General features: G+C 66.1%; 14 protein-coding genes and 1 pseudogene. 9 read left to right on the top strand and 6 right to left on the bottom strand.

Annotated elements, in window-relative coordinates; translation table 11 throughout:
• Nucleotides 1–181: 181 nt before the first annotated feature.
• The 3 genes and pseudogenes from BS329_RS31090 to BS329_RS31080 all read left to right on the top strand — a co-directional run bounded on the left by BS329_RS31090 (nt 182) and on the right by BS329_RS31080 (nt 7792).
• Nucleotides 182–6523 carry a HEAT repeat domain-containing protein gene (locus tag BS329_RS31090; protein WP_076165177.1) on the top strand — a complete coding sequence of 2114 codons (6342 nt, stop codon included), beginning with the start codon at nt 182–184 and terminating at the stop codon, nt 6521–6523.
• Nucleotides 6524–6830: 307 nt separating this feature from the next.
• Nucleotides 6831–7337: pseudogene (locus BS329_RS31085) on the top strand (IS256 family transposase); the annotation flags it as partial.
• Nucleotides 7334–7792, top strand: coding sequence for a GNAT family N-acetyltransferase (locus BS329_RS31080; RefSeq protein ID WP_076165173.1), 459 nt, complete (start codon nt 7334–7336; stop codon nt 7790–7792). The pseudogene BS329_RS31085 and the gene BS329_RS31080, both read left to right, overlap by 4 nt.
• Nucleotides 7793–7819: 27 nt before the next feature.
• On the opposite strand, the gene fxsT is transcribed toward BS329_RS31080, so the two are convergent.
• Together fxsT and BS329_RS31070 are read right to left on the bottom strand one after the other, a co-directional pair.
• The gene (fxsT, locus tag BS329_RS31075; RefSeq protein ID WP_143253286.1) at nt 7820–10189 is read right to left on the bottom strand and encodes an FxSxx-COOH system tetratricopeptide repeat protein; all 2370 of its coding nucleotides are present in this window, start codon (nt 10187–10189) and stop codon (nt 7820–7822) included.
• Between the two features lie 91 nt (nt 10190–10280).
• A complete protein-coding gene (locus BS329_RS31070; protein WP_143253285.1) occupies nt 10281–11939 on the bottom strand; it encodes a toll/interleukin-1 receptor domain-containing protein in 1659 nt (552 codons plus the stop codon).
• A 553-nt stretch (nt 11940–12492) separates the two neighbouring features.
• Between BS329_RS31070 and BS329_RS31065 the strand changes: the two genes are divergently transcribed.
• Nucleotides 12493–13728 carry a DegT/DnrJ/EryC1/StrS family aminotransferase gene (locus BS329_RS31065; RefSeq protein ID WP_076165167.1) on the top strand — a complete coding sequence of 412 codons (1236 nt, stop codon included), beginning with the start codon at nt 12493–12495 and terminating at the stop codon, nt 13726–13728.
• Nucleotides 13729–13803: 75 nt separating this feature from the next.
• A complete protein-coding gene (locus tag BS329_RS42065; RefSeq protein ID WP_143253284.1) occupies nt 13804–15201 on the top strand; it encodes a GMC oxidoreductase in 1398 nt (465 codons plus the stop codon).
• An 89-nt stretch (nt 15202–15290) separates the two neighbouring features.
• Here the strand turns inward: BS329_RS42065 and BS329_RS31055 are convergent, their stop codons facing one another.
• On the bottom strand, nt 15291–16010 hold the full coding sequence (locus tag BS329_RS31055; RefSeq protein WP_076165163.1) for a S1 family peptidase: 720 nt from the start codon (nt 16008–16010) through the stop codon (nt 15291–15293).
• Between the two features lie 269 nt (nt 16011–16279).
• Here BS329_RS31055 and BS329_RS31050 point away from each other — a divergent pair, with 269 nt between their 5' ends.
• Complete coding sequence (locus BS329_RS31050; RefSeq protein WP_076165161.1) at nt 16280–16975, top strand: nitroreductase family protein; 696 nt, start codon at nt 16280–16282, stop codon at nt 16973–16975.
• Nucleotides 16976–17149: 174 nt separating this feature from the next.
• Nucleotides 17150–18544 (top strand): Gfo/Idh/MocA family protein, encoded by a 1395-nt coding sequence (locus BS329_RS31045; protein ID WP_076165397.1) that lies wholly within the window; start codon nt 17150–17152, stop codon nt 18542–18544.
• On the opposite strand, the gene BS329_RS31040 is transcribed toward BS329_RS31045, so the two are convergent.
• Nucleotides 18537–19340, bottom strand: coding sequence for an adenylate/guanylate cyclase domain-containing protein (locus BS329_RS31040; RefSeq protein WP_076165158.1), 804 nt, complete (start codon nt 19338–19340; stop codon nt 18537–18539). The two genes, BS329_RS31045 and BS329_RS31040, sit on opposite strands and share 8 nt — an antisense overlap.
• Nucleotides 19341–19567: 227 nt before the next feature.
• Here BS329_RS31040 and BS329_RS31035 point away from each other — a divergent pair, with 227 nt between their 5' ends.
• Nucleotides 19568–20164, top strand: a complete 597-nt coding sequence (locus BS329_RS31035; protein WP_076165156.1) for a DUF6801 domain-containing protein — start codon at nt 19568–19570, stop codon at nt 20162–20164.
• 82 nt (nt 20165–20246) lie between these two features.
• Complete coding sequence (locus BS329_RS31030) at nt 20247–21062, top strand: MBL fold metallo-hydrolase (protein ID WP_244197361.1); 816 nt, start codon at nt 20247–20249, stop codon at nt 21060–21062.
• Here the strand turns inward: BS329_RS31030 and BS329_RS31025 are convergent.
• Nucleotides 21055–22368, bottom strand: a complete 1314-nt coding sequence (locus tag BS329_RS31025) for an MFS transporter (protein ID WP_076165153.1) — start codon at nt 22366–22368, stop codon at nt 21055–21057. The genes BS329_RS31030 and BS329_RS31025 overlap by 8 nt on opposite strands.
• A gap of 21 nt (nt 22369–22389) precedes the next feature.
• A complete protein-coding gene (locus tag BS329_RS31020) occupies nt 22390–23250 on the bottom strand; it encodes a DUF3592 domain-containing protein (protein ID WP_076165151.1) in 861 nt (286 codons plus the stop codon).
• Between the last annotated feature and the right edge of the window lie 133 nt (nt 23251–23383).

Below are 23383 nucleotides of genomic sequence, written 5' to 3'. Positions count from 1 at the left end.
GATGATAATCCCGGCTGCGGCGCAGCACAGGTCACAGTGGTGGCCGGGCACTGGATCGGCCCGTGTAACGCGACCACCTCGCGGACCGACTACGCCCAGCGCCCGGACAATCGCACCACGTCAGCCAGACGTCTGTAGGAGCAATGGGAAAAATACGACCTCACGGCCGCGTCGAGCCCGCATGAACGCTCCGCGTGTCTACGTGTCTTCGACCTACCAGGATCTGCAGGAGTGTCGGCATGCGGTCCGGGTCGCCCTGCAACGGATGGGCCTGGACGACATCGCCATGGAGACGTACACCGCCGGCGAGAAACGACCACTTGACCGGTGTACGGATGACGTTCGTTCGGCCGACCTGTACGTGGGTGTCCTGGCTTGGCGATACGGTTTCGTACCGGCCGGTCAAAGCAGGTCGATCACCGAACTCGAGTACCGCGCGGCGGGCGAGGCCGGAGTTCCGCGGTTGATGTTCGTGCTGGATCTCGACGCGCCGTGGCCTCGTTCGGCCATGGACAAGGACTCCACCCGAATCGACGCGTTCCGCGAACAAGTCCTCGACGCACACGGGTGTGACTCGTTCGCCTCCGTGGACGACCTCCGCGCCAAGGTCGCCGAGGCGGTGAGCAAACACTTGCGGGACGGGACCGGGTTCACCGCGGGTACGGACGCCGCGTGGGAGGCGTACTGCGTGCGCTTGGTCCAGGAATATCGCCGATTGGACCTCCAAGCGCTGACACCTCCGGACCGCGACGAGCATTTGCAGATCGCCCTCAAGGATGTCTTCGTCGAGCCGGACGTCCGGGAAGACATGCCGGACACCGAACTGCCCAAGGAACTGCTCCGCAAACTCGCCGAAGCGGCGAATCCAGCACATTCGGAGCTACCCCGGGGGCTGGACCGGCGAATCGTGGACCAGGCGCGCGACTCGTATCAGCGCCAGCCTGCCCGGGGCGCGTTCGACGGACTCACCTCGCCGTTGGCCCGGACCTGCGTACTGCTCGGCGATCCGGGTGCTGGCAAGTCGACGCTCGCCCGGTACCTGGTGCTGGCCCTGGCCGAACAGCGCACCGGAACGGCTCTCGCCGCACTCGAAGGCCTGCAGCCCATCCTCATCGAATTACGCGACTACGCGCTAAAATGTGAAGAATACGAGACCTTCGGCAGCTATCTGGACTATCGCAAACGCACCGACGGGCTGGGACTCGAGCAGGACACGGTCGAGTCCTACCTCCGCGAGGACGGACGCGCGCTGGTCGTCTTCGACGGCCTGGACGAGATCTTCGAACTGCGGTTACGCGAGACGGTGTCCCGGCGCATCGTCGGGTTCGCGGCGCAATTCCCCGCCGTCCGGGTGATCGTGACCTCCCGGCTCGTCGGTTACCGGCCGCGTGTCTTCCGTGGCGCGGGCTTCGTGCAGTACACGGTGCAGGACCTCGATGCCGACAAGATCGATTCCTTCCTGCACAGCTGGTACCGACTCGCCTTGCACGACCGGCCGGCCGCGGTCGAGATGCGCAGGGAGCGGCTCACCCGGGCGATCACCGACTCCGCTCCCATTCGAGAGCTGGCGGGCAACCCCCTGCTGCTGACCATTCTCGCGATCATCGGCAAGCATCAGGAGCTGCCCCGTGAGCGCTGGAAGGTCTACGATCACGCCGCCGGAGTGCTGGTCCAGCACTGGGACGTGAACAAGCATCTGGTCGACGAGGACATCGACGCGGACGTCATCCGCGAGGACGACAAGAAGGAACTGCTGCGCAAACTCGCCATCCGGATGCAGCAGGGAAGCCACGGATTCGCCGGTAACAGCCTGCTGGAAGCCGATCTTCTCAAGGACATCGAAAGCTACCTGGTCGGCCGCTTCCGGTACGAGCCGGCGAAGGCGGCCGCGATCGGCACGGCGATGGTCAAGCAGCTACGCGAACGCAACTTCATCTTCGCCCGGTACGGTTCGGGAATCTACGGCTTCGTCCACCGCGCCCTGCTGGAGTTCTTCAGTGCCGGCGACATCGTCAACCGGTTCGAAAAAACCCGCACCCTGTCTGAAGACGGTCTGATCAAGCAGATCATCCTGCCGCGCAGTGAGGACCCGGCTTGGGCGGAAGTGCTCCGGTTGATCGTCGGCATGGTCGACGCGGTGGTGGCGACCCGGCTCGTCGATCATCTGCTCACCAGCACCGGCACGCATCGTTCGTCGGCGTTGGATCGACGGCCACTCGCCACGACGGCCCTGGCCGCGCAGTGCATCGCGGAGATCCGCAACGTGAACGCCGCGGCCAGCGCGGCCGAAGGCACGCTTCGAGCGATCATCGAGCTGCTCGAGTCACCTACCCGGTCCTTCGGTGACGACCTGCGTGAGGCACATCTCGAAAAGACTGTCCTTCCCGCGCTGAATTCCGTTTCCGCGTGGCCAGGGCGTTCCGCTTTCCGCGACTGGTTCGTCCAGCGGGGCCAGTACGCCACGATTCCCCCTGCCTCGAAGCTCGGCGCGCGTTTCCTGGCCGCACTGTTCCCGCATGACGATGAGGTGCACCGTCTGCTGTGCGAAACAGCCCGTAGCGGGATTCCACAGCAGCGGGAGGCCGCGCTACTGGGCATTGCCCAGTCCTGGAAGAACGACCCGAAGACCCTTCCACTCGTGATCGAGGGATTCTCCGACGAGGAACCCTTCGTCCGCCGCAGCGGCCTCGATGTCCTGGTCGCCAACTGGCCGGGCGACGAGCGGGTGCACGAGGTCATGTTCCGTGCCACCAAGGACGTGGACGATCAGGTACGCAGCCGGGCGGTAGCCGCGCTGGCCCAACACGCCGCCAAGGTGCCGAACGTGTGGCCGACCGTGGTCGCGGTCATGCGGGGAGATTCCAGTCAGTCGGTACGCAGCGCGGCCATGACCGCGCTGGCGTCCGGATCCACGGGTCCGAAGGACACGATGTCGCTTCTGCTCCAAGCCTGCTCCGACCCGGCGTGGCAGGTGCGGCGCTCGGCCCTGCGCTTGGTGGTGGCCCGCTTCGCGACGAACCGCGCGGTGTTCGACAGAGTGTTCGTCGCGACGCGGGACAGCGACGAGGACGTACGGCAGACAGCAGTCGAGCTGCTGACCGATCGGTGGCCGGAAGATCCCGCGTCCGTCGACATCGCCTGCCGCGCCGTCCGTGACAGTGATCCGAACGTACGGTTGGCGGCGGTCCAGGCCATGGCCAAACGATGGCGTGACGACCCGGCGATCCTGGACGCCTTGAAACACGCGCAGACCGATCACGACGGCGATGTGCTCGTTGCCGCCTCGACCGCCTGGTCAGACCCGATCAACCACGCGGCGGAGTACGTCGCCATCTTGGAATCGATCGTCGCCGACGATCCGGTCGCCGACGCCCGGCGGGCCGCCCTCGAAGCGTTGGTGTCGAACTCCGCCGAATACCACGGCCCGGCCTTGGCCCGTGGGATCGCCGACCCCAGTGCCGACGTCCGGTCGGCTGCCCTGCGGAGTCTGTCAGGCGTGACACCCCGGCTGTCCGACTTCCGCCCCGCCGTACTGCGGTTGTGCGAGGACGCCACGGACAACGTCCGCCGTCAGGCCGTCGAAGTCGCGGCGCGGTTCTGGGGCGATCGAGCCGAAACGGTACGAGTCCTGCACCGGGTCGCCCGGAGCCGATCCTGGTTGCTGCGCAGGACGGCCTTGGAATCACTCGCCGCGCGTCGGCCCGACGCGACAGACACAGCTCGCGCGTTGCACCGCGGACGCCGCGATCCCTCGGACTCCTTGCGCTACACGGCAACGACCATACTGGCGAGTCTCGCGCCCGGGGTCGTGGAACTCACGACCCTTGTCGACGCGGCCTTGACCGACCCTTACTACCAGCTACGGCGATGGGCGGCTTCGCTGGCCTGCACCCTCGCGGCGAATACGGTTCGGCCGTGTGGTCAAGCCGACGGACCCACCGGGAACCCCAAGCTTCGCCGAGCGGCCTTGCACACCGCGGCACGGTCCGGGTTCGACGAGAACGTCCTGTCCGCGGTCCGGTCCGCGACACAGGATCCCGAGCCGGACGTTCGCCTCGCGGCCGCTGAAATAATCAGCGCGCGACGCGAGAAGTTCCCTGATGCGATCGACTTGATCGCCGGGTTCTCGCGCGACGACGATTCAGAAGTCCGCTTCCACGGCTTGGCCGCGTTGCTGGCGGCCTGGCCGGACCATGCCGAGACGAGCAACGCACGCGAACGGGGGCTCACCGACTCGTCGGACGAGATACGCCGCATCGCGCTCGAATCGTTGATCGTCACCGAGCAGGACGCCACGATGGTCCACCGCGCCGCGACCGCGGCCACTACCGACCTCGACTGGTCCGTCCGGCGGCTCGGCCTGGACTCCCTCTGCGTCCGCTGGTACGAGGATCCGGAGACCGTCACAAGACTACAAGCGGTCTTGCACCACGAGGACCGCAACGTTCGACGGGCGGCAGGCGCCGCTCTGCGGGGAGCCTACGCGGACGAGGATTCGATGTTCGACACCTTGGCCGACGGCGCACGGGATCCGGAACCTGACCGTCGGATACAGGTATTGCGCGATCTCGCCACGAGCGGACCACAGGACAGCCGGGTCCGGGAACTGCTGGAGGCAGCCCGTCATGACGGTGATCCGGAAGTGGCCGTGGCAGCGTGGGAACTGCAACGCGGCGTGGCGGGCGGCGATGCCTTCGACGAGGCATGCGGATCCGCAGACCTTCGCCACCTCGACGTCGTCTCTCGTCAGTTGGGCGCGGTACGACTGGCACGCCTGTCCTCGATCACCGACGAATCCGAGAATCTTTTCCGTATCGGAATCAGCGACAACAGCGACAGCGTCCGGTCGCTCACGCAATTCGCCCTGACGTCGACAGTAGGAGAGCAACAGGCGAGATCGATTCTGCGAAACGCGGGAACTCACCCGAACTATCGCGTGCGCCTCGTCAACCTGGAGGTGAACGTCGCACGATGGCCCGGATCGAGCGCATCACTCGACATCATTCGACACTCTGTGCACGACTTTCATTATCTGGTGCGCCAGACCGCGCTGGAACTGCTCATCGAAGCCAAGCCCGAGGACGCTTCATCCTTTGACATCGCCGTCCGAGCACTCAGCGATCCTGTATGGACCGTGCGGTCCGCCGCGGTCCGACTGGTCGCCACCTACTGGCCCGGCGAGCCACGAACACTGCGCGTTCTGACAACCGCCTGTCGCGACTATAGTCCGGGCAACCGGCAAACAGCCTTGGAGGCCCTGCTGACAGGTTGGCCCAGGCATCCAGCGACGGCAGCCGCGATGGCGGATGCGGAAACGGACGTCACCCTGTCCGTGGTGGAATTCGCCAGGAGCACTCGAAAGCGGGAACAACTCGAACCGTCTCCTGCCCAGGCACGGATCGATGATCCGCGATTCGCCGCCCTCGAGCAGATCCGGAACGCCGACGTGCGAGTTCCGGACGATCCGGGATCCAGGCGGGTTGTGCTGGACCTGACCGAGTCGGTGGCGTGGCAGGTCCGCCAGGACGCCCTGGAAGTCTTGACACGTCGGTGGCCGGGCTGGCCGGAAACCAAGTCGGCGCTGGCAAAGGCCACCGACGACGACAATCAGCACGTTCGTCAGACTGCCGCGCGCTTGTCGGCGGGAATGCTCCCCGGTGCCGCTGTCACGATTCCGATGCTGCGCGAAGCGACGCGTAAACCGCATTGGACGGACTGGGGCAACGCAGCCGATCTGCTCGCGTTATGGCGCACTCCGGAAACTCAGGAGGCTCTGTTCGAAGCCGCGCGAGACCAGGAGATCAGGGTTCACAACTCGGCCATCCAGGCACTGGTCTCCGGCTGGCCGGTCGATGACCGGACAAGTGACGCCCTGGGCTGGGCCGTCTGTTCGTCGTTCGAATGGCTGCACTACATGGCCTACGAGCGCCTCAGCGGGAGCAAGTCCGCCGGAGAACACGATCGGTCGGAGCTACTCACCGTGCGACATGTCAGCGACCTCCTGCTCTTGGCATCCTGGTGGGGCGAGGATCCGGAGGCTTCGGCCGTTCTGCGCGAGCACTCGCCGCATCACGACATCGTCCGGGCGGCTTCGCTGTCAACCGCCCTGGCGTGGTCGAACGCGACCCCAGAAGTCAGAAGCCTGCTTCTGTCGTCCGCGAAGGACGAGTGTCCTGCAGTCCGACGACTCGCGCTGGAGGGGCTCCTCCGGCTGGGCGACCCGGCATGGAGAGCCGCCGCCACCGAAGATCCGGATCCGTATCTCCGATTTCTGTTGTCCTGTTCCCGCAGTGTCACCGACAAGTCCACGCGGTTCTCCGCCGAACTCGTCGACGCGCTCCGCGGTGATCCTGACGGCACCTTCGCTCGCTGGTTGTTCGACATCGCGGCGGCCCGGGCGTCCGCCGGCCTGCTCGACCCCGCGGCACTGGCAGAAGTGACACGAGAAACGAGCTACGTGCACCCTGCCGACCGGGACTGGCTTCAATGGCTGGTGAGGGTAACCACCACCGCGGCGCCATGAAAGCCGGGCAGAGCCATTCCAGGTCCAAGTTCGGTCGGCGAGCGCTGGGAGGAGCAATGATCGAGACCTGTGGATTGGCCGGGCAGGGGCGTACCTTCCCTGGTGATCCGGTGAAGGTTTCGATCAAGACCGGCGTTGCGGCCTCGGCTGGGAAGGTTCGACCCGATGCTCACCGTGGTCCCTGATCCTGCTGCTGACGATGGCCGTCCAGTGGCCGGTTCGTCGATGGCGAATGCCGGCTGAAGCCTTGCACTACGACGCCCAGTTCACCGACGAGCGCAGTCGCAGGTTGATGGTGTGTAACGGCTATCTGCACGGCCTGTCGAGTGGGGACTTCGTGCCCGCGTTGGAGCAGTTCCTCGGCTCGGCCAAGGGCTTGTCAGCGGCGATGATCACGAAACTGACCGGGCAGCGGCTGTTCGCCGAGCGTGATCTGTCCGATGTGGACTACGTGTATCCGTGGGCAGACGGCGTCCACGTCAAAATCCGCCTCGAAGAACTGTGCCTATTGGCGATGATCGGTGCGCGCGCCGACGAACTACTCGCGTCCTACGACCATCCGGCCGAGCACAGGGACCATCTGCGCACCACCGACCCGATCGAGTCGATTTTCGCCACCGTTCGGCACCGGACCGAGGTCACCAAAGGCCCCGGGTCGCGAGCAGCCGGCCTGGCCATGGCCTTCAAGCTCATCGAGTCCGCTCAGGCCCGCCGGCGCGTGGTCGACGCACCCCACTTGGTCGCACTCGTCCGTGCCGGTGCCCTTTTCCGCGACGGCGTCTTGGTCGAACGCCCCGAGCAGGACGCCGCGTGAGCGTCATCGGCCTGCGGCCGGCCATGCCCGCCGACAGCGAGTTCTGCTTCGAGCTGCACAAGGCCGCCATGGGCGACTACGTCACCGCGGTCTGGGGGTGGGACGAGCACGCCCAGCGGGACTATCACACCCGCGGGTTCGATCCGGACCAGTGGCAGATCATCACCGCCGACGGCGCTGATATCGGCATGCTCAACGTCGAGTACCGCGCCACCGAGATCTACCTTGCCCGCATCGAGATCCATCCCGACCATCAAGGGCGCGGCATCGGCACCCACCTCATCACCGCGCTGCTGAGCGAGGCCGACCAGCTACGCCAGGACTTGGTCCTGCACGTCCTAGCGGTCAACCACCGCGCATACGCCCTCTACCGGCGACTCGGCCTGCGGGAAACAGCACGACACGGCGACAACGACATCAAGATCACGATGCGCTACCCCCGGCCGCCCGGGTAACCACCACACCGCATCCACAAGTCTTGACTATTGCTCCGCTTGGAGTGCCCGAAGGTTGTCTTCGAGCATGGCGGCCGAGGTGAGGGTGTCAGGGTGACTGTCGCCGAGCACGGCCTTTCGGCGGCGAAGAGTGTCTTCATTGAGTTCGTGTGCCTGCACGAACTCGCCCAAGCGCAGCAAGTCGAGGGCGAGGTTCGCCGCCGTGGTGAGAGTGTGGGGGTGATCGTCGCCGAGTACCCGCCGACAGCGACCGAGGGTGTCCGCATTGAGCTCGCACGCCCGCTCCCGCTGGCCGACGCTCCACAGCACGAGCGCGAGATTCACTGCCGAGGCCAAAGTGTCCGGGTGATCGTCACCGAGAAGGCGCCGGTAGTGGTCGAGAGTGTCCTCGTTGAGTCCGCGCGCTCGCTCGAACTCACCGAGACTCCAAAGGCTCACGGCCAGATTACCGGCCGAGATGAGCGTGTCGGGGTGATCGTCACCGAGTACCCGCCGGTAGCGGTCGAGAGTGTCCTCGTTGAGTCCGCGCGCTCGCTCGAACTCACCCACGTCCCAGAGCGTGAGCGCGAGATTCCCGGCCGCGGCGAGAGTGATGGGGGCGTTCGGGCCTGACTCGGCACGGCGATGGCGATAGACCTCTTCGTAGAGCCGTTTGGCAGGCCGAGGTTCGCCTCGAGCCCGCAGGTAAGCGGCGGCGCCCTCGAGCAGGGAAAACGATTCCTCGACCGCGACACCGGTCGAACGGGCCAGTTCGGTCACCGCGAGAACATGCGGCAAGAGCTGCCGCCATGCCGGCCACACCGACGGGTTGGCCCCCGGAGCTTCCGGTGCGGCCTCCGCGAGCAGGCGCGCAACGCCTGCCACCCAGCCGTCTCCGGTAGTCGATTCATCGTCGCAGGTGCGAGTCCGCAGCAAGACGGCGGGAACACGGTGGAGCTGCACCGTCCGCGGGGTGATCCGGGCCAGGGCGTGGCGGCGCAACGTGGCGGTGACCGTGGCGAACGCCAACGGGTCCCTGACAGCCTCGGCCAGCGCGTGCGGAAGGTGGTCCGGGTGCTCGGTGAAGAGGGTGAACGGAACGGGTTCGGGAGCCAGCCAGCTGGTCATCGTCAGCATCTGCAGCGCCGCGAGGTTGTCGGTCGCGAGTTCATCGAACGCCAAGGCCCAGGAGCCTGCCAGGGACACCCGGTAGCCGGCCGCTGGCTCGCCGTGGGCCAGGATCTGATCGGCCCTGTCCTTCAACAACGCCAGGTAGGACGGCGCCGTCCAGCCGGTCTCCGACAGCAGGGCGGCGGCCTGGTCGATCGCCAACGGCAGGTCGCCGAGTTCCGTGGCGATCCGGTCCGCGTCCGTCTCACTCAGATGGGGTGCCTGCGCACGGAGTACTTCGATCGATTCGGGCCTGGTGAAGTCACCGATCGCCAGCGGGCGCCCCATACCGGCCCAGTCCGGGTTCCGGGAGGTGATGATGACGTGGCCAGGCCCGCTCGGGAGGAACTTGTTGACCGCCGCCGGGTTCTCGGCGTTGTCGAAGATCAGCAGCCATCGCTTTCGCAGCCGCAGCGTGCCCAGCAGCCGAGCCAGCGCGACGTCCGGCTGATCGTCGGCCGTGGCCACCCCGAGCGCCCGCGCCAGTTCCGCGAGCCGCTCCAGGATCAGTGCGGGCTCCGCGGGGATCCACCACGCCACGTCGTAGTCGTCGCCGTATCGATGCGCGTACTCCAGCGCGGCTGTCGTCTTGCCGACTCCGCCCATGCCGTGCACAGCCTGGACCACGGCCCGGCGGTCGGTGCCGAGCGCGGTCCTCAGTTCGGCCAGGAGGTCGTCGCGGCCGGTGAACTGGACGGAACGCGCCGGAACGCCCCAGACCCGCCCGGCGGAAGAGGTCTCCGCTCTCCGCGGGGAGAGCGCGGTCAGCGCCTGCAACACGGCGGTTTCCAACTGGTCCGGCGACGACACGATGGTCGTGGTGACACCGACGTCGTGCAGCCGTGCCCGAAATCCCTGTTGACGCGATCCGAAGCGAGTGTCCGAGAGAAGTTCGGCGGTGCCGACAGTGTCGGCACCGAGAAGAAACACCAGCCTCGGCAGTCCCGCCGCGGTAGCCGCTTCGAACTCGAGTTCGGTGTACGAGAGTTCAGGACGATCACGTACCGGCGTGCCGTAGCAGAACCCCGCGATCAGCAGGTAGACGTCGGCATCTGCCACCGTCTTCCGGCACACGTCCGCCGGCTTGGCGTCCTGTGCGGAGAAGTACGCCATGTCGATCGGGGTGTCACCGGCGCGGTGAATCGCCGACTCCGCGGCTTCGACGAACGAGCGCTCGGCGGGCAACCGCCGCAGCTCAGAGGTGTGGCTGACGAACACCCGTCGTGGTGGTGGCTTCTCCTCCGTCACGGTAGCCAGCATCTCAGGTCCCGGACGAGTTCAGGCACCAGCCCTCACCCACCGCGGACCGGCACACACGAACACGCACGGCGTCATTCCCCTATACCCTTGCCGTGATTTCCGACAGAGAGAATTCCGACCTCGCGACGGCGAGCAGCGCGACCAGTGAGATGTCGTTGACCGGCGTCGTCACTCCACCGCCGATCGACCCGGAAAACGAACCGGCACGAAGTAGGTCGACACAGGAATCCGAGGTGAAGGGAACACTGTCCACCTGAACATTTTCCCCTCGCCTGAAATGAAGGCCGACATCCTTTGCGGTCAGATTCGGTATCTTCACCTTGACCACGAGGTTCACGAGCATCTCGGACCACTCCGTGGCAATGGCGATCAACTGCAGCCGCGCTGATCCCAGCAGCTCGGAAGGGAGATTGAGCTCGTCTCGTTCGGACAGGCAGCGGCGCGCGGTCGCCGCCGGATGCGGCACCCCGGCGGAGGTCAGGTCCTGCTCCCAATCCATGCTCTCGCCGACGGAGACCATCCACGTTCCCGGCTCCGTGGCGACATGCCGCCCGCGACGGGTGAGGATCATCGTGCCGTCGCCTTCGGCGATGACCACGAGGTGCACGTCGAGACGTCGTGCCATCCGCAGCAAATCGATATTTCCACCGCGAACTTCCTGCTGAATTCGCGGAATCGATCGCTGCGTCGCTTCCGACAGCCAATAATCGGTTCTGATCACGTCGAGAGTCAAAATGTCGCCCTGGTCTATAATCGGCGCGTTCCAATCCACCAGATGCACTTTAGGGCGATTCGGCTTCGGCTCCGGACTCTTCCGCTTCTCGTCGAGAACGAACTCCGGATGCAAGACATTACCGTCGGCGACACCGGCGTGCTCGACCTTCACATTATCGAGAGCCAACCCGTCGTAATCACAGATCGCGGAGTCCAGAACAATCGAGCCTGCCACGAGCTCGGCACCCAGCTGGTACGCCTCGATGCCGACACGATTCGGCAGGTTCAGGCTTTCGAGCTGCACTGTGGAAAACCCATGGCCAGCGCCTCTGCCGTGTTCGCTCGTGGCACCAGACGACAGATTTCTTGATTCTGGACCAGTCAGCAAGTCGGACATTCTTTGAGAAGATGCTCCTAAATCGGATGAAAAATCGTGCAATACTTGCGAATTCGGGTCATCGATTTCGAGGGCAAGTCGCTGTTTTTTTATTTTCTCACTGATATCCCGTATAGCGGCCTCGATGACCGGACGCCTACCGGCCGGGACTCGCGGAAGCTCACGTCTGGCATCCAGGAGCTGCACCTCGAGTTCCGAGAGAACTCCCTGAGGAGTACGCATCCAGGCAAGATGCTGCCGAAGTCGTGCGAGCCCGGACGCGAAGTCCGCGAAATCGATGTACTGGCGACTGCCGAGCCGGAACGGCATCTCGGCGTCGACATCGAAACGCAACGGCAAGATCGGCTTCTTGTGGGTCAGCGCCCGGCTCCACTCCTGCTTGCACACCGACTCGGCTTTGACGCTGTCTTTGGTCATGACGAAAAGGAGTCCGCGACACAGCCGCAGCGCTTCGGCTATCTGCTCATCCCAGTCCTCACCCGGCCTCAAGGCGCGCCGGTCCAGCCACGCCGGGTAGGACGGAGGACCAGCTTCCAACGTATCCGCCAGCCTCAGTGCGAATTCTTCACCATCGACCGACGAGTAGCTGATGAAGTACCCCGCGGATGCCATGGTTTCTCCCGCCACTCATGGTGTTCGTAAGTTCGTCGGCCAGGAAACCACACACGCTCGACAGGGCATGAAGTACACCGTCAGCCTCTTTGGTCTCGCTCCCACATCGTGGGCTCCGCCATTTGCCCCAACGGTCCACACCGCTGCGACGCCGGCCTGCCTCGATCGCGGTTCCTTCCAACCTCGCCGTCGCGCTCTCTCCGCGACTCCGTGTCCTTCACGTGACAAGCATCGCACGGTGCAGATCGGATTGGCGCCATGACCCGAAGAACCGCAGGTCACTTGGTGCTGGCCACCCATTCGTGACTCCTCGATCCGACGCGCCGCCACGGGCCGCGACGACCTCGAATGCATAGCCCGTCTCCCCCAAGGTGATCGTCGACCTGGACGAAGGCCGATACCGCCACATGGGCGTACACGATGAAGCCGTCCGGACCGGCTCATTCACCGAAGCGAATGGCCCGTGCCGAATGGCGATATCGAATACGCAACCGGTGGCCACAGAGGTTGCCTCGGCAGGCGATCACCTGCGACGGTGCTCCTGGCACGTACCGCATTGCCTACACGGGTGGCGAACGCCGACGACCACAGGAGCGGGACTTCGATGGACCTCATGCCACATTCGCTGTTCGGTCGGGCAGAACGAGCCGCCATCTCGAAGGTGCTGACATCAGGGCAGCTTTGGCGAGGCAACGGCGCCGACTGGGGGAGTCAAGAGGAAGGCAAGGACGGCGGCGCGGCGGACGAACTGGAAGATGTTTTCTGCGAATGGACCGGACTCGCCTATTCCCACGGCGTCAACTCCGGGACTTCCGCGAACGAAGCGGCTATCGCCAGCTTGGGGCTCGAGCCTGGCGACGAGGTTCTCTGCCCGGCGATCTCCCCCGCGTTCGTGCCGCTCTCCATTCTCGCCGCAGGGTGCATTCCGGTATTCGTCGACGTGATTCCGGAAACCTTACTCATCGACCCCGAGCTGATCGAGCCTTCCCTCAGCGACAGAACCCGAGCGGTGGTCGTGGTCCACTTATGGGGCATGCCCGCCCCGATGGCAAGGCTGATGGACTTGGCAGGCAAGTTCGACCTGAAGGTGGTCGAAGACTGCGCACAGGCCTTCGGCACCACTATCGACGGACAACTCGTCGGCAGCTTCGGTGACGCATGCTGCTACAGTTTTCAGCAGTCCAAACACATAACCTGCGGCGAAGGTGGTATTTTCGCCACAAACAATGCCGACGGCTACGCGCGAGCCGTTCTCTATTCGAATGCCGGCATACCGAGCTTTCGCTTCGGTGTACCCCCGCCTTCCGGCAAACAGCCGGACGGCGCACGCGGACATCTTGTTTTCGGCCACAACCACCGCATCAGCGAACTGCAGGCAGCAATCGCCATGACCCAACTGGGGCGCATCGACGAGTTCAACCGGCGAAGGGTCGAGCTCGTCGACACGATCAACGAAAAACTGCGAGACCACCCGACTCTCGAACTCGGGCTTCCACCCGAGTTCCCCGGCTGCACCGTATCTTATTGGAGATATCCGATCAGGGTGCCACCCGGTCGAGGTACGTTCTTGGGCGTCTCCTACCTGGAGCAGGTATTCCAGCACATGAACGAGTGCCGACGTACTCCGTTCGGAGTGCAACTGCCGCGTCACCTAAGCTATGCACCTGGTTCTTGCCCGAGAGCGGAAGCGGGCGCGTTGCAGGTCCGCGCCTTACCCATCCACCATGGATTGACAGACGAAGACTTGCTGACACTGATGGACGACTGCTTCGAAGATCTACACACCGCGACCATGGCCGATTGAACCGGGGCACAAGTCGGAGTCCGATTGTCAGAAAGTAGTCGGCCTGATCGGGATTCACGCGAATATCGGGGAAACTTGCGACACTACAACGTGGTTGTGATCGGTTCGGGACCAGCGGGCGCCGCCATTGCCGAACGACTGTACGAGGCACACCCTTCCGTATCGATCGCCATCATCGAACAAGGACCGTTCCTTTTGGATCGACATTTCTACGATTCAGGAGGAACGATCCAGGATCGCGACAAGTTCCTCTCCGATCATCTGCATTGTCCTTGGGACGGCGATCTGCGGGACGGAGGCGCACTACTCCCTGCCGTCGGCGGCCGCGGAATCGTCGGAGGCAGCCAACTCCATCGGTTCTACGAAACCGATTTCTCCCTGTGGGACAATGGAGAATGGCGCTTCACAGAAGCCGACCTGCTACCCTACTTCACCGAAGCCGAGAATCGTCTGCTCGGCCCCATTCGATGCGTGGGAACCTCCCAAGACTACGCTTTCCTGCACCTGGCACGGTTTCACGCAAGACATCCTCCGTCCGCCTCGACCTCCGTGGTCCAAGGGGGACCGAATCTGGGGTTCCCACATCGGAGTTCGGTCGAGCGCATACGTACGCTCATGACAAGGGACGCCCTGTCACGGACTCCTCGCGTTTCGCTGATAGCCGACACCACCGTGGTGCGACTGCTGACCAGCAAGGTGAATCCTGCCCGTATCTCGCGCGCGCGATGTGCGTCGTCGAGCAGGCCCGACGCCGAATCGTTCGACATCCATGGAGACACTTTCATCGTCGCAGCCAGCCCCGTGGAGTCGGCGAGACTGGTTCTGAACTCCGAACTTGATTTCGTCAAGTCGAACCAGTCCGCCATCGGGCACTACTTGGCGGAACACATATACTGCAGGGGATACCTGGACGTCTCGAAGAGCCCCGAGCTCAACCTGGGTCCAATCAACATTTTCATCCCACCGCTGAGCGCGGCCCTCAAGGATCGCTTCCAGATCGAGATCCGCTCCATACGGCGACCTGCCGACCGAAGTCAGATTCTTCGCCTGACCGGCTCCGCGGCGATGGATCCGAACTGGGACAACCGAGTGGAAATCGCACCCGGGCGCGTCGACAGGCACGGGACACCGATGGCGTCGACCATACTGAAAGCCTCATCACCTGACGAAGAGCGCACGAAGACGATGCTCGACGTGTTGCACGAGGTCGCATCCAGTCTTGGCGGCAAGTGGTCGTCTCGGCCGCTTCTGCTTCCTCGCGGCGCCAGCTATCACGAGGCCGGAACGTTGCGCATAGCGCTCAGCGAGAACGAAAGCGCCGCGGACGCCGACTCACGGCTGCTTGGTGCGAGCAATCTCTTCGTCGGGGACGGTGCCGCCTTTCCGAGCATCGGTGTCGCGAATCCGATCCTGACCCTGACCGCGATGGGCTACAGACTGGCGGACCGGCTTGTCGAACTGGCTCGCGCATGAGGCGCGCGGAGTAGTCATGGCACTCTGAGCCGGACGACACGGAGCCCTCCCCGGCAACCACCGAGAAGGGCTCCGCTGTATCCCAGGCGTCAGACGCCGGCGATCTGCTGAATCCAGGGCCGGTACCGCGTGATGTTCGTGTACGCCGTGGTCGTCTGCCGGTCGCTGGTCGACGCGACCCCGACCTGGCGGCCGGAGGCGAACATCGGGCCGCCCGAGTCCCCGCCGGCGGTGATGCCGTCGCCGCGGCGCGCGCACACCGCGATGCCACCGTTGTAGTCACGGCAGGAGACCGACGTGACCGAGACGTTGGCGACCTTCAGGTAGCGCGACTGGCAGTTGATCTCCGAGCCGCACTGGCTGGTCGCGCCCCAGCCGTAGACCTGCACGGTCTGGCCGACGGAGACGTTGGCGGTGGTGCCCAGCGGCGAATACGTGGCGGACACCGGCGCGGTGAGACGCACGATCGCGAGGTCGGCGCTCGCGTGCCGGGTCACGGTCGAGCCGGTGGCCATGGTGCCACCGCTCTGCTGGTCGAGGCTGCCGATCCGGAAGGTGAACGTGCCGCCGCTGGCCACACAGTGTTTCGCGGTCAGGATGTACTCCGGCGCGATGATCGTCGAGGTACAGGTTTGACGGCCGTTGGCGAAGAGTCTGGCCGCCCACGGGCCGCTCGACGCGTTCTGGCCGCCGATGATCATCGGCTGGACGTCGGAGGACGGTTCCGCGGCGGACGCCACGGGGGCGGTCACGCCGAGCAGCGCCGCGAAGGCGGTGCCGGCGATCAGGGCGAAGGAGCGCAGTCGCATGGTTCCGGCTCATTTCTGCGGCCCGGGGTTCAGCCGCGCGAGAGGGACGGGTGTGCTGATTCTGGGACGCGGCAAGAGAAACCGGACACCGACGAAAGTCGTGCAGTAGGTACCTATCTCTTCGCCGCGGCGACCGCTAAGGGGCCCTCTAGGTATCGGAACGAGCCCAGGATTGGGCTGCCCGGCGTCCGTCCACTGGGGACAGATGGCGGCATAACGCCAAGGGCATAACCTGTCGGCGGGGCTTCCGGTGGGCCACAATCGGGATCATGACCGCAGCACAGTGGACCCCGACCTACGGCGACCCCTTCGAGCCGGTGCCCTACCGGCCCGCTCGCCTGTCCGAGGAAGAATCGCTGGCCACCGCCGCCGATCTGCGCCGCCGCATGGACACCCGCCGCACCGTGCGGATGTTCTCGACCGACCCGGTGCCCGAGCAGGTGCTGGTGGACGCCATCGCGGTGGCCGCCACCGCGCCCAGTGGCGCGCATCAGCAGCCGTGGACCTTCGCCCTGATCAAGGACCCCGCGACCAAACAGCGTATCCGCGAGGCCGCCGAAGAGGAGGAACGCGTCTCCTACGAGGGCAGGCTCGGCGAGGAGTGGCTGTCCGCGTTGCGTCCGCTGGGCACCGACGCCGTGAAGACCCACCTCACCGACGCCCCGTACCTCATCGTGGTCTTCCAGCAGCGCTACTTCCTCGACGAGGACGGCACCAAGCACAAGCACTACTACGTCGACGAGTCGGTCGGCATCGCGGTCGGCATGCTGCTCACGGCGTTGCATCTGTCCGGGCTGGCCGCGTTGACGCATACGCCGTCGCCGATGCGGTTCCTCGGCGAGCTACTCGAGCGGCCGCGGAACGAGAAGGCGTTCGCCGTCATCCCGGTCGGCTATCCGGCGGACGACTGCGTGGTGCCGAACCTTGTGCGCAAGTCGATCGACCAGGTGCTGATCCACCGCTGAGCGGACGGGTGACCCGGGTGTGTGCGCGCACCCGGGTTGCGCGAAACATCCGATTCCGCACAGTCAAACTGCACATTGGTGCAGTTTACTGCGCTCTTTGACGCATCTCTTGACATATCTGGCGGCGGTTGGACACAGTTTGGGCATCGAAGGCGACACGAAGGAGTGTTCTTCATGGCCGACCTGCCCTCTGTTTCCCGGCGGACCCTGTTCGGTGGCGCGCTGGCCGCCGGGGCGCTCGCCGCGATCCCGGTGAGCGCCGACGCCGCAGAGACCACCGGAGCGGAAAGTTCACCTCGCCGCCCTGGTCAGCGCAGCATGATCGGGGTGCCGTTCGAGCGGCACCAGACCGTCCGGATCGGGCTCATCGGACTCGGCAACCGCGGCATGTCCATGATCGGCGGGTGGAGCGCCGTCCCCGGCGCCGTGGTCACCGCGGTCTGCGACATCCGTGCCGAGCGCGCGAAGGCCGCCGCGGACAAACTCGCCGCCGACGGACGACCGCGCCCGGCCGAGTACGGCGGATCCGCCGACGCCTTCAAGAAGATGCTCTCCCGCACCGACATCGACCTCGTCTACATCGCGACGCCGTGGGAGTTCCACTACTCCCAAAGCAAGGCCGCTCTGCTGTCCGGCAAGCACGTCGGGGTCGAACTGCCGATCGCCACCGAGCTCGACCAACTGTGGGACCTCGTCAACACCAGCGAGCAGACTCGCAAGCACCTGTTCCTCGCCGAGAACTGCAGCTACGGCCGCAACGAACTCGCCATCCTCAAGATGGCGCACGAAGGCGTCTTCGGCGAGGTCACCAACGGTCACGGCGGCTACCTGCACGACCTGCGCGAACTGCTGTTCTCCGACACGTATTACACCGACGCGTGGCGCCGCAAGTGGCACACCCGCAGCACCGCGAGCTTCTACCCGATGCACGGTCTCGCCCCGATCGCCGCCTGCATGGACGTCAACCGCGGCGACCGGTTCGCCACGCTGCGCGCCACGGCGACCGAGCCGAAGGGGCTCGCCGACTACCGGAAGCGGCACATGCCGCCGGGTCACCCGTCGTGGAAAGAGACCTACATCAACGGCGACCTGGTCAGCTGCTTGATCGAGACCGAGCAGGGGCGGATCATCCGCGCCGAGCACGACGTCAGCTCGCCGCGTCCGTACAGCCGCATCAACAGTCTCGCGGGCAGCCGCGGCATTGTGGAGGACTACCCCGCGCGTATCTACGTCGAGCCCGATCACAGCGGGCACGCGTGGAAGGACTTCGGGCCGTACCGCGAACGCCACGACCACTGGCTGTGGAAGAAGCTCAAGGACGACCCGAACCTCGGCGGGCACGGCGGCATGGACTACGTGCTGCAGTGGCGGATCGTGCAGCAGATGCGCGCCGGGCTGGTGCCGGACATCGACGTCTACGACTCGGCGGCCTGGTGCTCCCCCGTGCCACTGAGCGTGGTCTCGCTGGCTCGCGGCGGTAGACCGGTCGCGGTGCCGGACTTCACGCGCGGCGGCTGGTCGAAGCCCCGCGCGGGGCTGGATTCGCAGCCGTCGGACATGCCTAAGTAGCCGAATAGCGAGGTACGACGCGGTAGACCTGGAGATCCTTCGGGGTCCCCTTGGCACGGAAGTTCCGGCGCGGGCGCACGATGACGGCGTCCGCGTCGAGTTCTTCCACGACACTTCCGCTGGCCAGCACCTCGTCGCCGTCCGCGGCCGCCATGATCCGGGCGGCGATGTTCACGTCGACGCCGAGGTAGTCGTCGCCGACCCGCTGCGGGTTGCCCCGATGCAGGCCCGCCCGCAGGTGCGGCAGATAGCCCTCCGCCTTGATCACGCTCACGGCGGAGCACGTCTCGTAGGCGGCGTTCACGGCTTCGCCCGGGTCGGCGAACACGGCCATCACACCGTCACCGAGCCCCTTGACGACGCTCCCCCGGTGCCCGGTGACGATCGACTCGGTGACGTCGGCGACCGCGCGGAGCAGTTCGAGGACGCGGTCGTCGCCCGCGTGCAGCGCCCAGGTCGAGAAGCCGACGAGGTCGGTGAACAGCACCGTGATCCCGGTCGTGGCCCGCGGCCGCGTGCCGGAGCGGCGGGTGGCGGCCTGCCAGGCCTGGACCGCCGCCAGCCCCAGCTCACGGGTGGCGCTGGGCCGGTCCGCGCCCGCCTCCGCGAGCAGGCGGGCGAGCCGGTCGGACGAGCGACCTGTCGACGGAGCCAGCGGATCGCCGGGCGCGTCGTCCCCCGGGACGAGCTTGCGGAGCAACCGCGCGCCACGCACCAGTTCGCCACGCTGATCCGTCGCCCGCAGGAACTTGCGGGTCCGGAGGTGCCACGGCTCGGGTCGGTCGGTCACGATCATGACGATAGCCGGTCACCCCAGGGCCGGAGCACCTGTCACCGGGGTGACAAGGAACTCCACCGCATTTCCCCTTTCCGCTTTCGCATGACAATTCACGATCAAACCATTCCGCATACGCGTGACAAGATCGGCGTGTAAAGAAAACGCACGCGATCTTTCCCTTTCCTCGTTGGTGACTTTCCACCTAGATTCGGCGTCGAGCCCAGTCAACGACGAAAGGACCTGACATGACGGAAACCCTCGTGCGAAAGGGTGTTCGCCGGTTCTGCGCGGCCGGGATCGCGGCCGCGGTCGCCGGAACCGTGATGCTCACCGCGGCGGGAACCGCGGCCGCCGTCGAAAAGAATCTCACGTACAAGGGCGGCTTCCCCCTCATCGGCGACCAGCAGGTGGCCGTGGTCGTCAAGGCGGAAATCCCGGCGACCGCCCAGGCCGGAACGCCGATTTCGGTGCCGTTCACCCTCGACGTCGATTCCGGGCAGGCCGCGGGCGACGGGCTCCGGCTGGTCGGCGCCAAGAAGCTCTCCGGCACGATCAGCTCGAAGGTCAACGTCGCGCTCGGCGAGCAGAAGGTGTCGATCCCGATCGAGCTGCCCATCCCGGACACCGAGGTGCCCGCCGAAGGACCGTTGAAGTTCACCGCGTCGGGCCAGGTCGACTTCACCATCCCGGCGGGGACCCCCGCCGGTGAGGCGACCAGCAGCGTGGACCCCGCGGCGACCTCGCACATCGTCACCGACAGCTCGCTCGGCGAGTTCGACGTCCAGCTCACCCTCGACCCGCCCGACCAGGACGCCGTCCTCGGCAAGACGACCGTCAGCTGATCGCCCGTCTTCCCCCTGCTCGCCGAGCCGGGGGAAGACGCGTCTTGACCTCCAGCGCGCTGGAGGTTGCACCCTGTCGATCATGTGGATTTGCGACAGGTGCGGGATCGAACATCCCGCCACCCCGGAGCCGCCCCGGTGCGTCCTCGACCGCGGCGAGGTCGGCATCGAGGAAGCCGGTGACCTCGGCGCGCACACCGGACGCTGGTGGACGCACGAGGAACTGATCTCCGCGCCGCACAAGACCTCGCACCGTGATCACGGCCGCGGCCTGCACAGCATCAAGCGGGACCCGCATTTCGCCATCGGGCATTGGTCGTTCATCGCGGTGACCCCGGCGGGCGCTCTGCTCTGGGACCCGCCGTCCTGGTTGGACACCGAAGTGCTCGACCTCGTCCGCGGCTTCGGAGACGTCACCGCGATCGCCACCAGCCATCCGCACATGTTCGGCGCCCAGCTCGGCTGGAGCCGCGCACTCGGCGGGGTCCCGGTGCTGGTCAACGAACGCAACCGCGAGTGGCTGCCCGCGCCCGACCCGGCGTTCGAGTTCTGGGACGAGCGGGCCGAACCCTTGCCCGGCCTCGAACTCGTCCGCCTCGGCGGGCACATGCGCGGCAGCGCCGTGGCCCGCACGCCGGACGGCAGCATCCTGGCCGGGGACACGATCACCGGCGGGCTCGCGCCGAACTGGGTGTCGTTCCAGCGGAACTTTCCCAAGCACATCCCGATGTCCGCCGCCGTGGTGCGCCGCATCGTCGACCGGCTCGACGACTTCTCCTACGACCGGCTCTACACCCTCGGCGGCGACACCATCGACCGTGACGCGCGCGCTGTCGTGCGCCGAAGCGCCGAGACCCACATCCGGTGGGTCCGCGGCGACTTCGACCACCTCACTTGATCGCGTTCTGTTCCTTGCGGCGGAAGGACAACGCGATGAAGCCCGCCATCGCCATGAAGAACGCGACGGCCCACATCCCGGCACGGAAGCTGCCGGTCAAACCCTGTAGCCAGCCGGTGAGATAGGGGCCGACGAAGCCCGACAGGTTGCCGAACGAGTTGATCAGGCCGATCCCGGCGGCGGCGCCGACGCCGGTGAGGAACGCGTTGGGAAGCTGCCAGAACACCGGGATCGCGGTGAACACGCCGACCGCACAGAGGGTCACCGCGATCATCACCAGCAGTGGCGAACCCAGGTACAGCGCGACGGCGATCGACACCGCGCCGACGAACGCGGCGATGGCCACGTGCCCCGCCCGTTCGCCGGTGCGGTCGGAATGGCGTGCCCACAGCACCATGGCCACGGCGGCCACGGCGTAGGGGATCGCCGTGATGAGCCCGATCTCCACGACGCTGTACGTGGTCTGGAACTGCTGCTGGAAGCCCTTGATCACCTGCGGGAGGAAGAACGCGAGCACGTAGAGGCCGAAGATGATTCCGAAGTAGACGGCGCTCAGGGCGAGCACACGCGGATCGGTCAGCGCCGATCGCGTGCTCACCTCCTTGCCGACCTCGCGGGTGTCCTCCGCGTCGATGGCCGACTGCAACGACGTGCGCTGCACCGGAGTCAGCCATTTCGCGTCCTTCGGCCGGTTCGGCAGCAGGAAGAACACGGCCACGCCGAGCAGGATCGACGGCACTCCTTCGGCGAAGAACATGAAGCGCCAGCCCGCGTCGAAGCCGAGGACGCCTTCGCCGTTCTGGATGAGCAGGGCGGAAACCGGGCTGCCGATCACCGACGAGAGCGGCACTGCGAGGAAGAACAGCGCGACGATCTTGGCTCGCTGCTTACGCGGGAACCAATAGGTCAGGTACAGGATGATGCCGGGGAAGAACCCGGCCTCGGCGATACCGAGCAGCACCCGGACGATGTAGAAGCTGACCTCACCCTGGATGAACGCGGTGGCCGAGGCGACGATTCCCCAGGTGACCATGATCCGCGCGATCCAGACCCGGGCGCCGACCTTGTGCAGGATGACGTTGCTGGGCACCTCGAAGAAGAAGTACCCGACGAAGAACAGGCCGGCGCCGAGCCCGTAGGCGGCCGAGGAGATGCCGAGGTCGGCGTTCATGGTGAGCGCCGCGAACCCGACGTTGACCCGGTCGAGATAGTTGAGCAGATAAAGCAGCCCGAGGAACGGGACCAGCCGGATCATCGCTTTGCGGACCGCTTGAGAGGTGGACACCTCTGCCGTCTGTTCGTCCATCCGCGGGAGTGTAGAGGGCGGTCAGAACAGCGGGGGCAGGAAGGCACCGAGGTTCCCGCCCGCGGCCCGGTCCGCCGGGTCCGGATCGACCTGGACCGTGTCGGGGTCGTGCGGGTCGTAGGTGACCTTCACCGTCGAACCTCGGGACGGAGCCCGCATCGGTGGCGTCATCATCGTCGTGGTCACCGTCCGCTCCCCGGTTTCCGTGGGGAACCGGACCCGCACGGTGAACCTCGGATTCCCCATCACCCAGACGTTCGCGAACTCGACGCCGATCACGTGCCCGGTCACCTGACGGCCGGTCCGGGCCAGCGCCTGCGCGCGGTCGTCCGCCTCCGCCCTGGTGACGAAAGCCCGCCCCAGCACCATGACCATGACCAGCGCCGTCACCCCGGCCACCCCCGGCACGAGATACGGTTCGTAGTAGACGATCCAGTCGACGTCGGTCCACGGCTCGGCCGCGCCGCCGCTGACCGCCAGCCGCTGCCCCACCGACTCGGGCGGCGTCCACGACGGGATCGCGAAACCGCTTCCCAGCGCCACACCGAGGGACGCGGCGAGGCTGCTCGCCCGGAAGCCGACGCCCATCCCCCGCAGCGACATCCCGCCGCCCCACAGCATCGCGAACCCGAGCGAAGACGCCACCGTGATCGAGATGCTGAAGAACAGGACGAGCGAGACCGCCGGGCCCGCGTCGGTCCCCCACGCGTCGACGCGGTTCAGCGACATCAGCCGGAAGCCGTCCAGCAGCCCGAGGGCGCCCGACCAGCCCACGACCGCCCAGGCGAGCGTCGTGGGCACGCCGAGCAGCCACAGGCGCAGGCCGGAACGGCGAGCCCGCCGGGGGTCTTCCGGCAGGCCGAACTCGAAGGACCCGAACATCACCGCCGCCTGTCTGTTTGGTTGGTGAACCCGCGACCGCGATCGACGTCGGCAGGGCGCGGCTTGGCAAAACACGCTACGGAGCGGATAGGGCGCCCTGCCACCGCGACAGCGGGACCTTCGGCCGCGCGGG

This window comes from Amycolatopsis coloradensis, from assembly GCF_001953865.1.
Classification (GTDB): Bacteria; Actinomycetota; Actinomycetes; order Mycobacteriales; family Pseudonocardiaceae; genus Amycolatopsis; species Amycolatopsis coloradensis.
Note: the sequence above shows the minus strand (reverse complement) of the source record. Positions and strands in the feature narration are given on the sequence as shown.

Excerpts from the sequence above, each read along its gene's own strand:
- BS329_RS31090 (WP_076165177.1), top strand. The coding sequence starts at position 182 with ATGAACGCTCCGCGTGTCTACGTGTCTTCGACCTACCAGGATCTGCAG.
- BS329_RS31055 (WP_076165163.1), bottom strand. The coding sequence starts at position 16,010 with ATGCGACTGCGCTCCTTCGCCCTGATCGCCGGCACCGCCTTCGCGGCG.
- BS329_RS31050 (WP_076165161.1), top strand. The coding sequence starts at position 16,280 with ATGACCGCAGCACAGTGGACCCCGACCTACGGCGACCCCTTCGAGCCG.
- BS329_RS31045 (WP_076165397.1), top strand. The coding sequence starts at position 17,150 with ATGGCCGACCTGCCCTCTGTTTCCCGGCGGACCCTGTTCGGTGGCGCG.
- BS329_RS31040 (WP_076165158.1), bottom strand. The coding sequence starts at position 19,340 with ATGATCGTGACCGACCGACCCGAGCCGTGGCACCTCCGGACCCGCAAG.
- BS329_RS31035 (WP_076165156.1), top strand. The coding sequence starts at position 19,568 with ATGACGGAAACCCTCGTGCGAAAGGGTGTTCGCCGGTTCTGCGCGGCC.
- BS329_RS31030 (WP_244197361.1), top strand. The coding sequence starts at position 20,247 with ATGTGGATTTGCGACAGGTGCGGGATCGAACATCCCGCCACCCCGGAG.
- BS329_RS31025 (WP_076165153.1), bottom strand. The coding sequence starts at position 22,368 with ATGGACGAACAGACGGCAGAGGTGTCCACCTCTCAAGCGGTCCGCAAA.
- BS329_RS31020 (WP_076165151.1), bottom strand. The coding sequence starts at position 23,250 with ATGTTCGGGTCCTTCGAGTTCGGCCTGCCGGAAGACCCCCGGCGGGCT.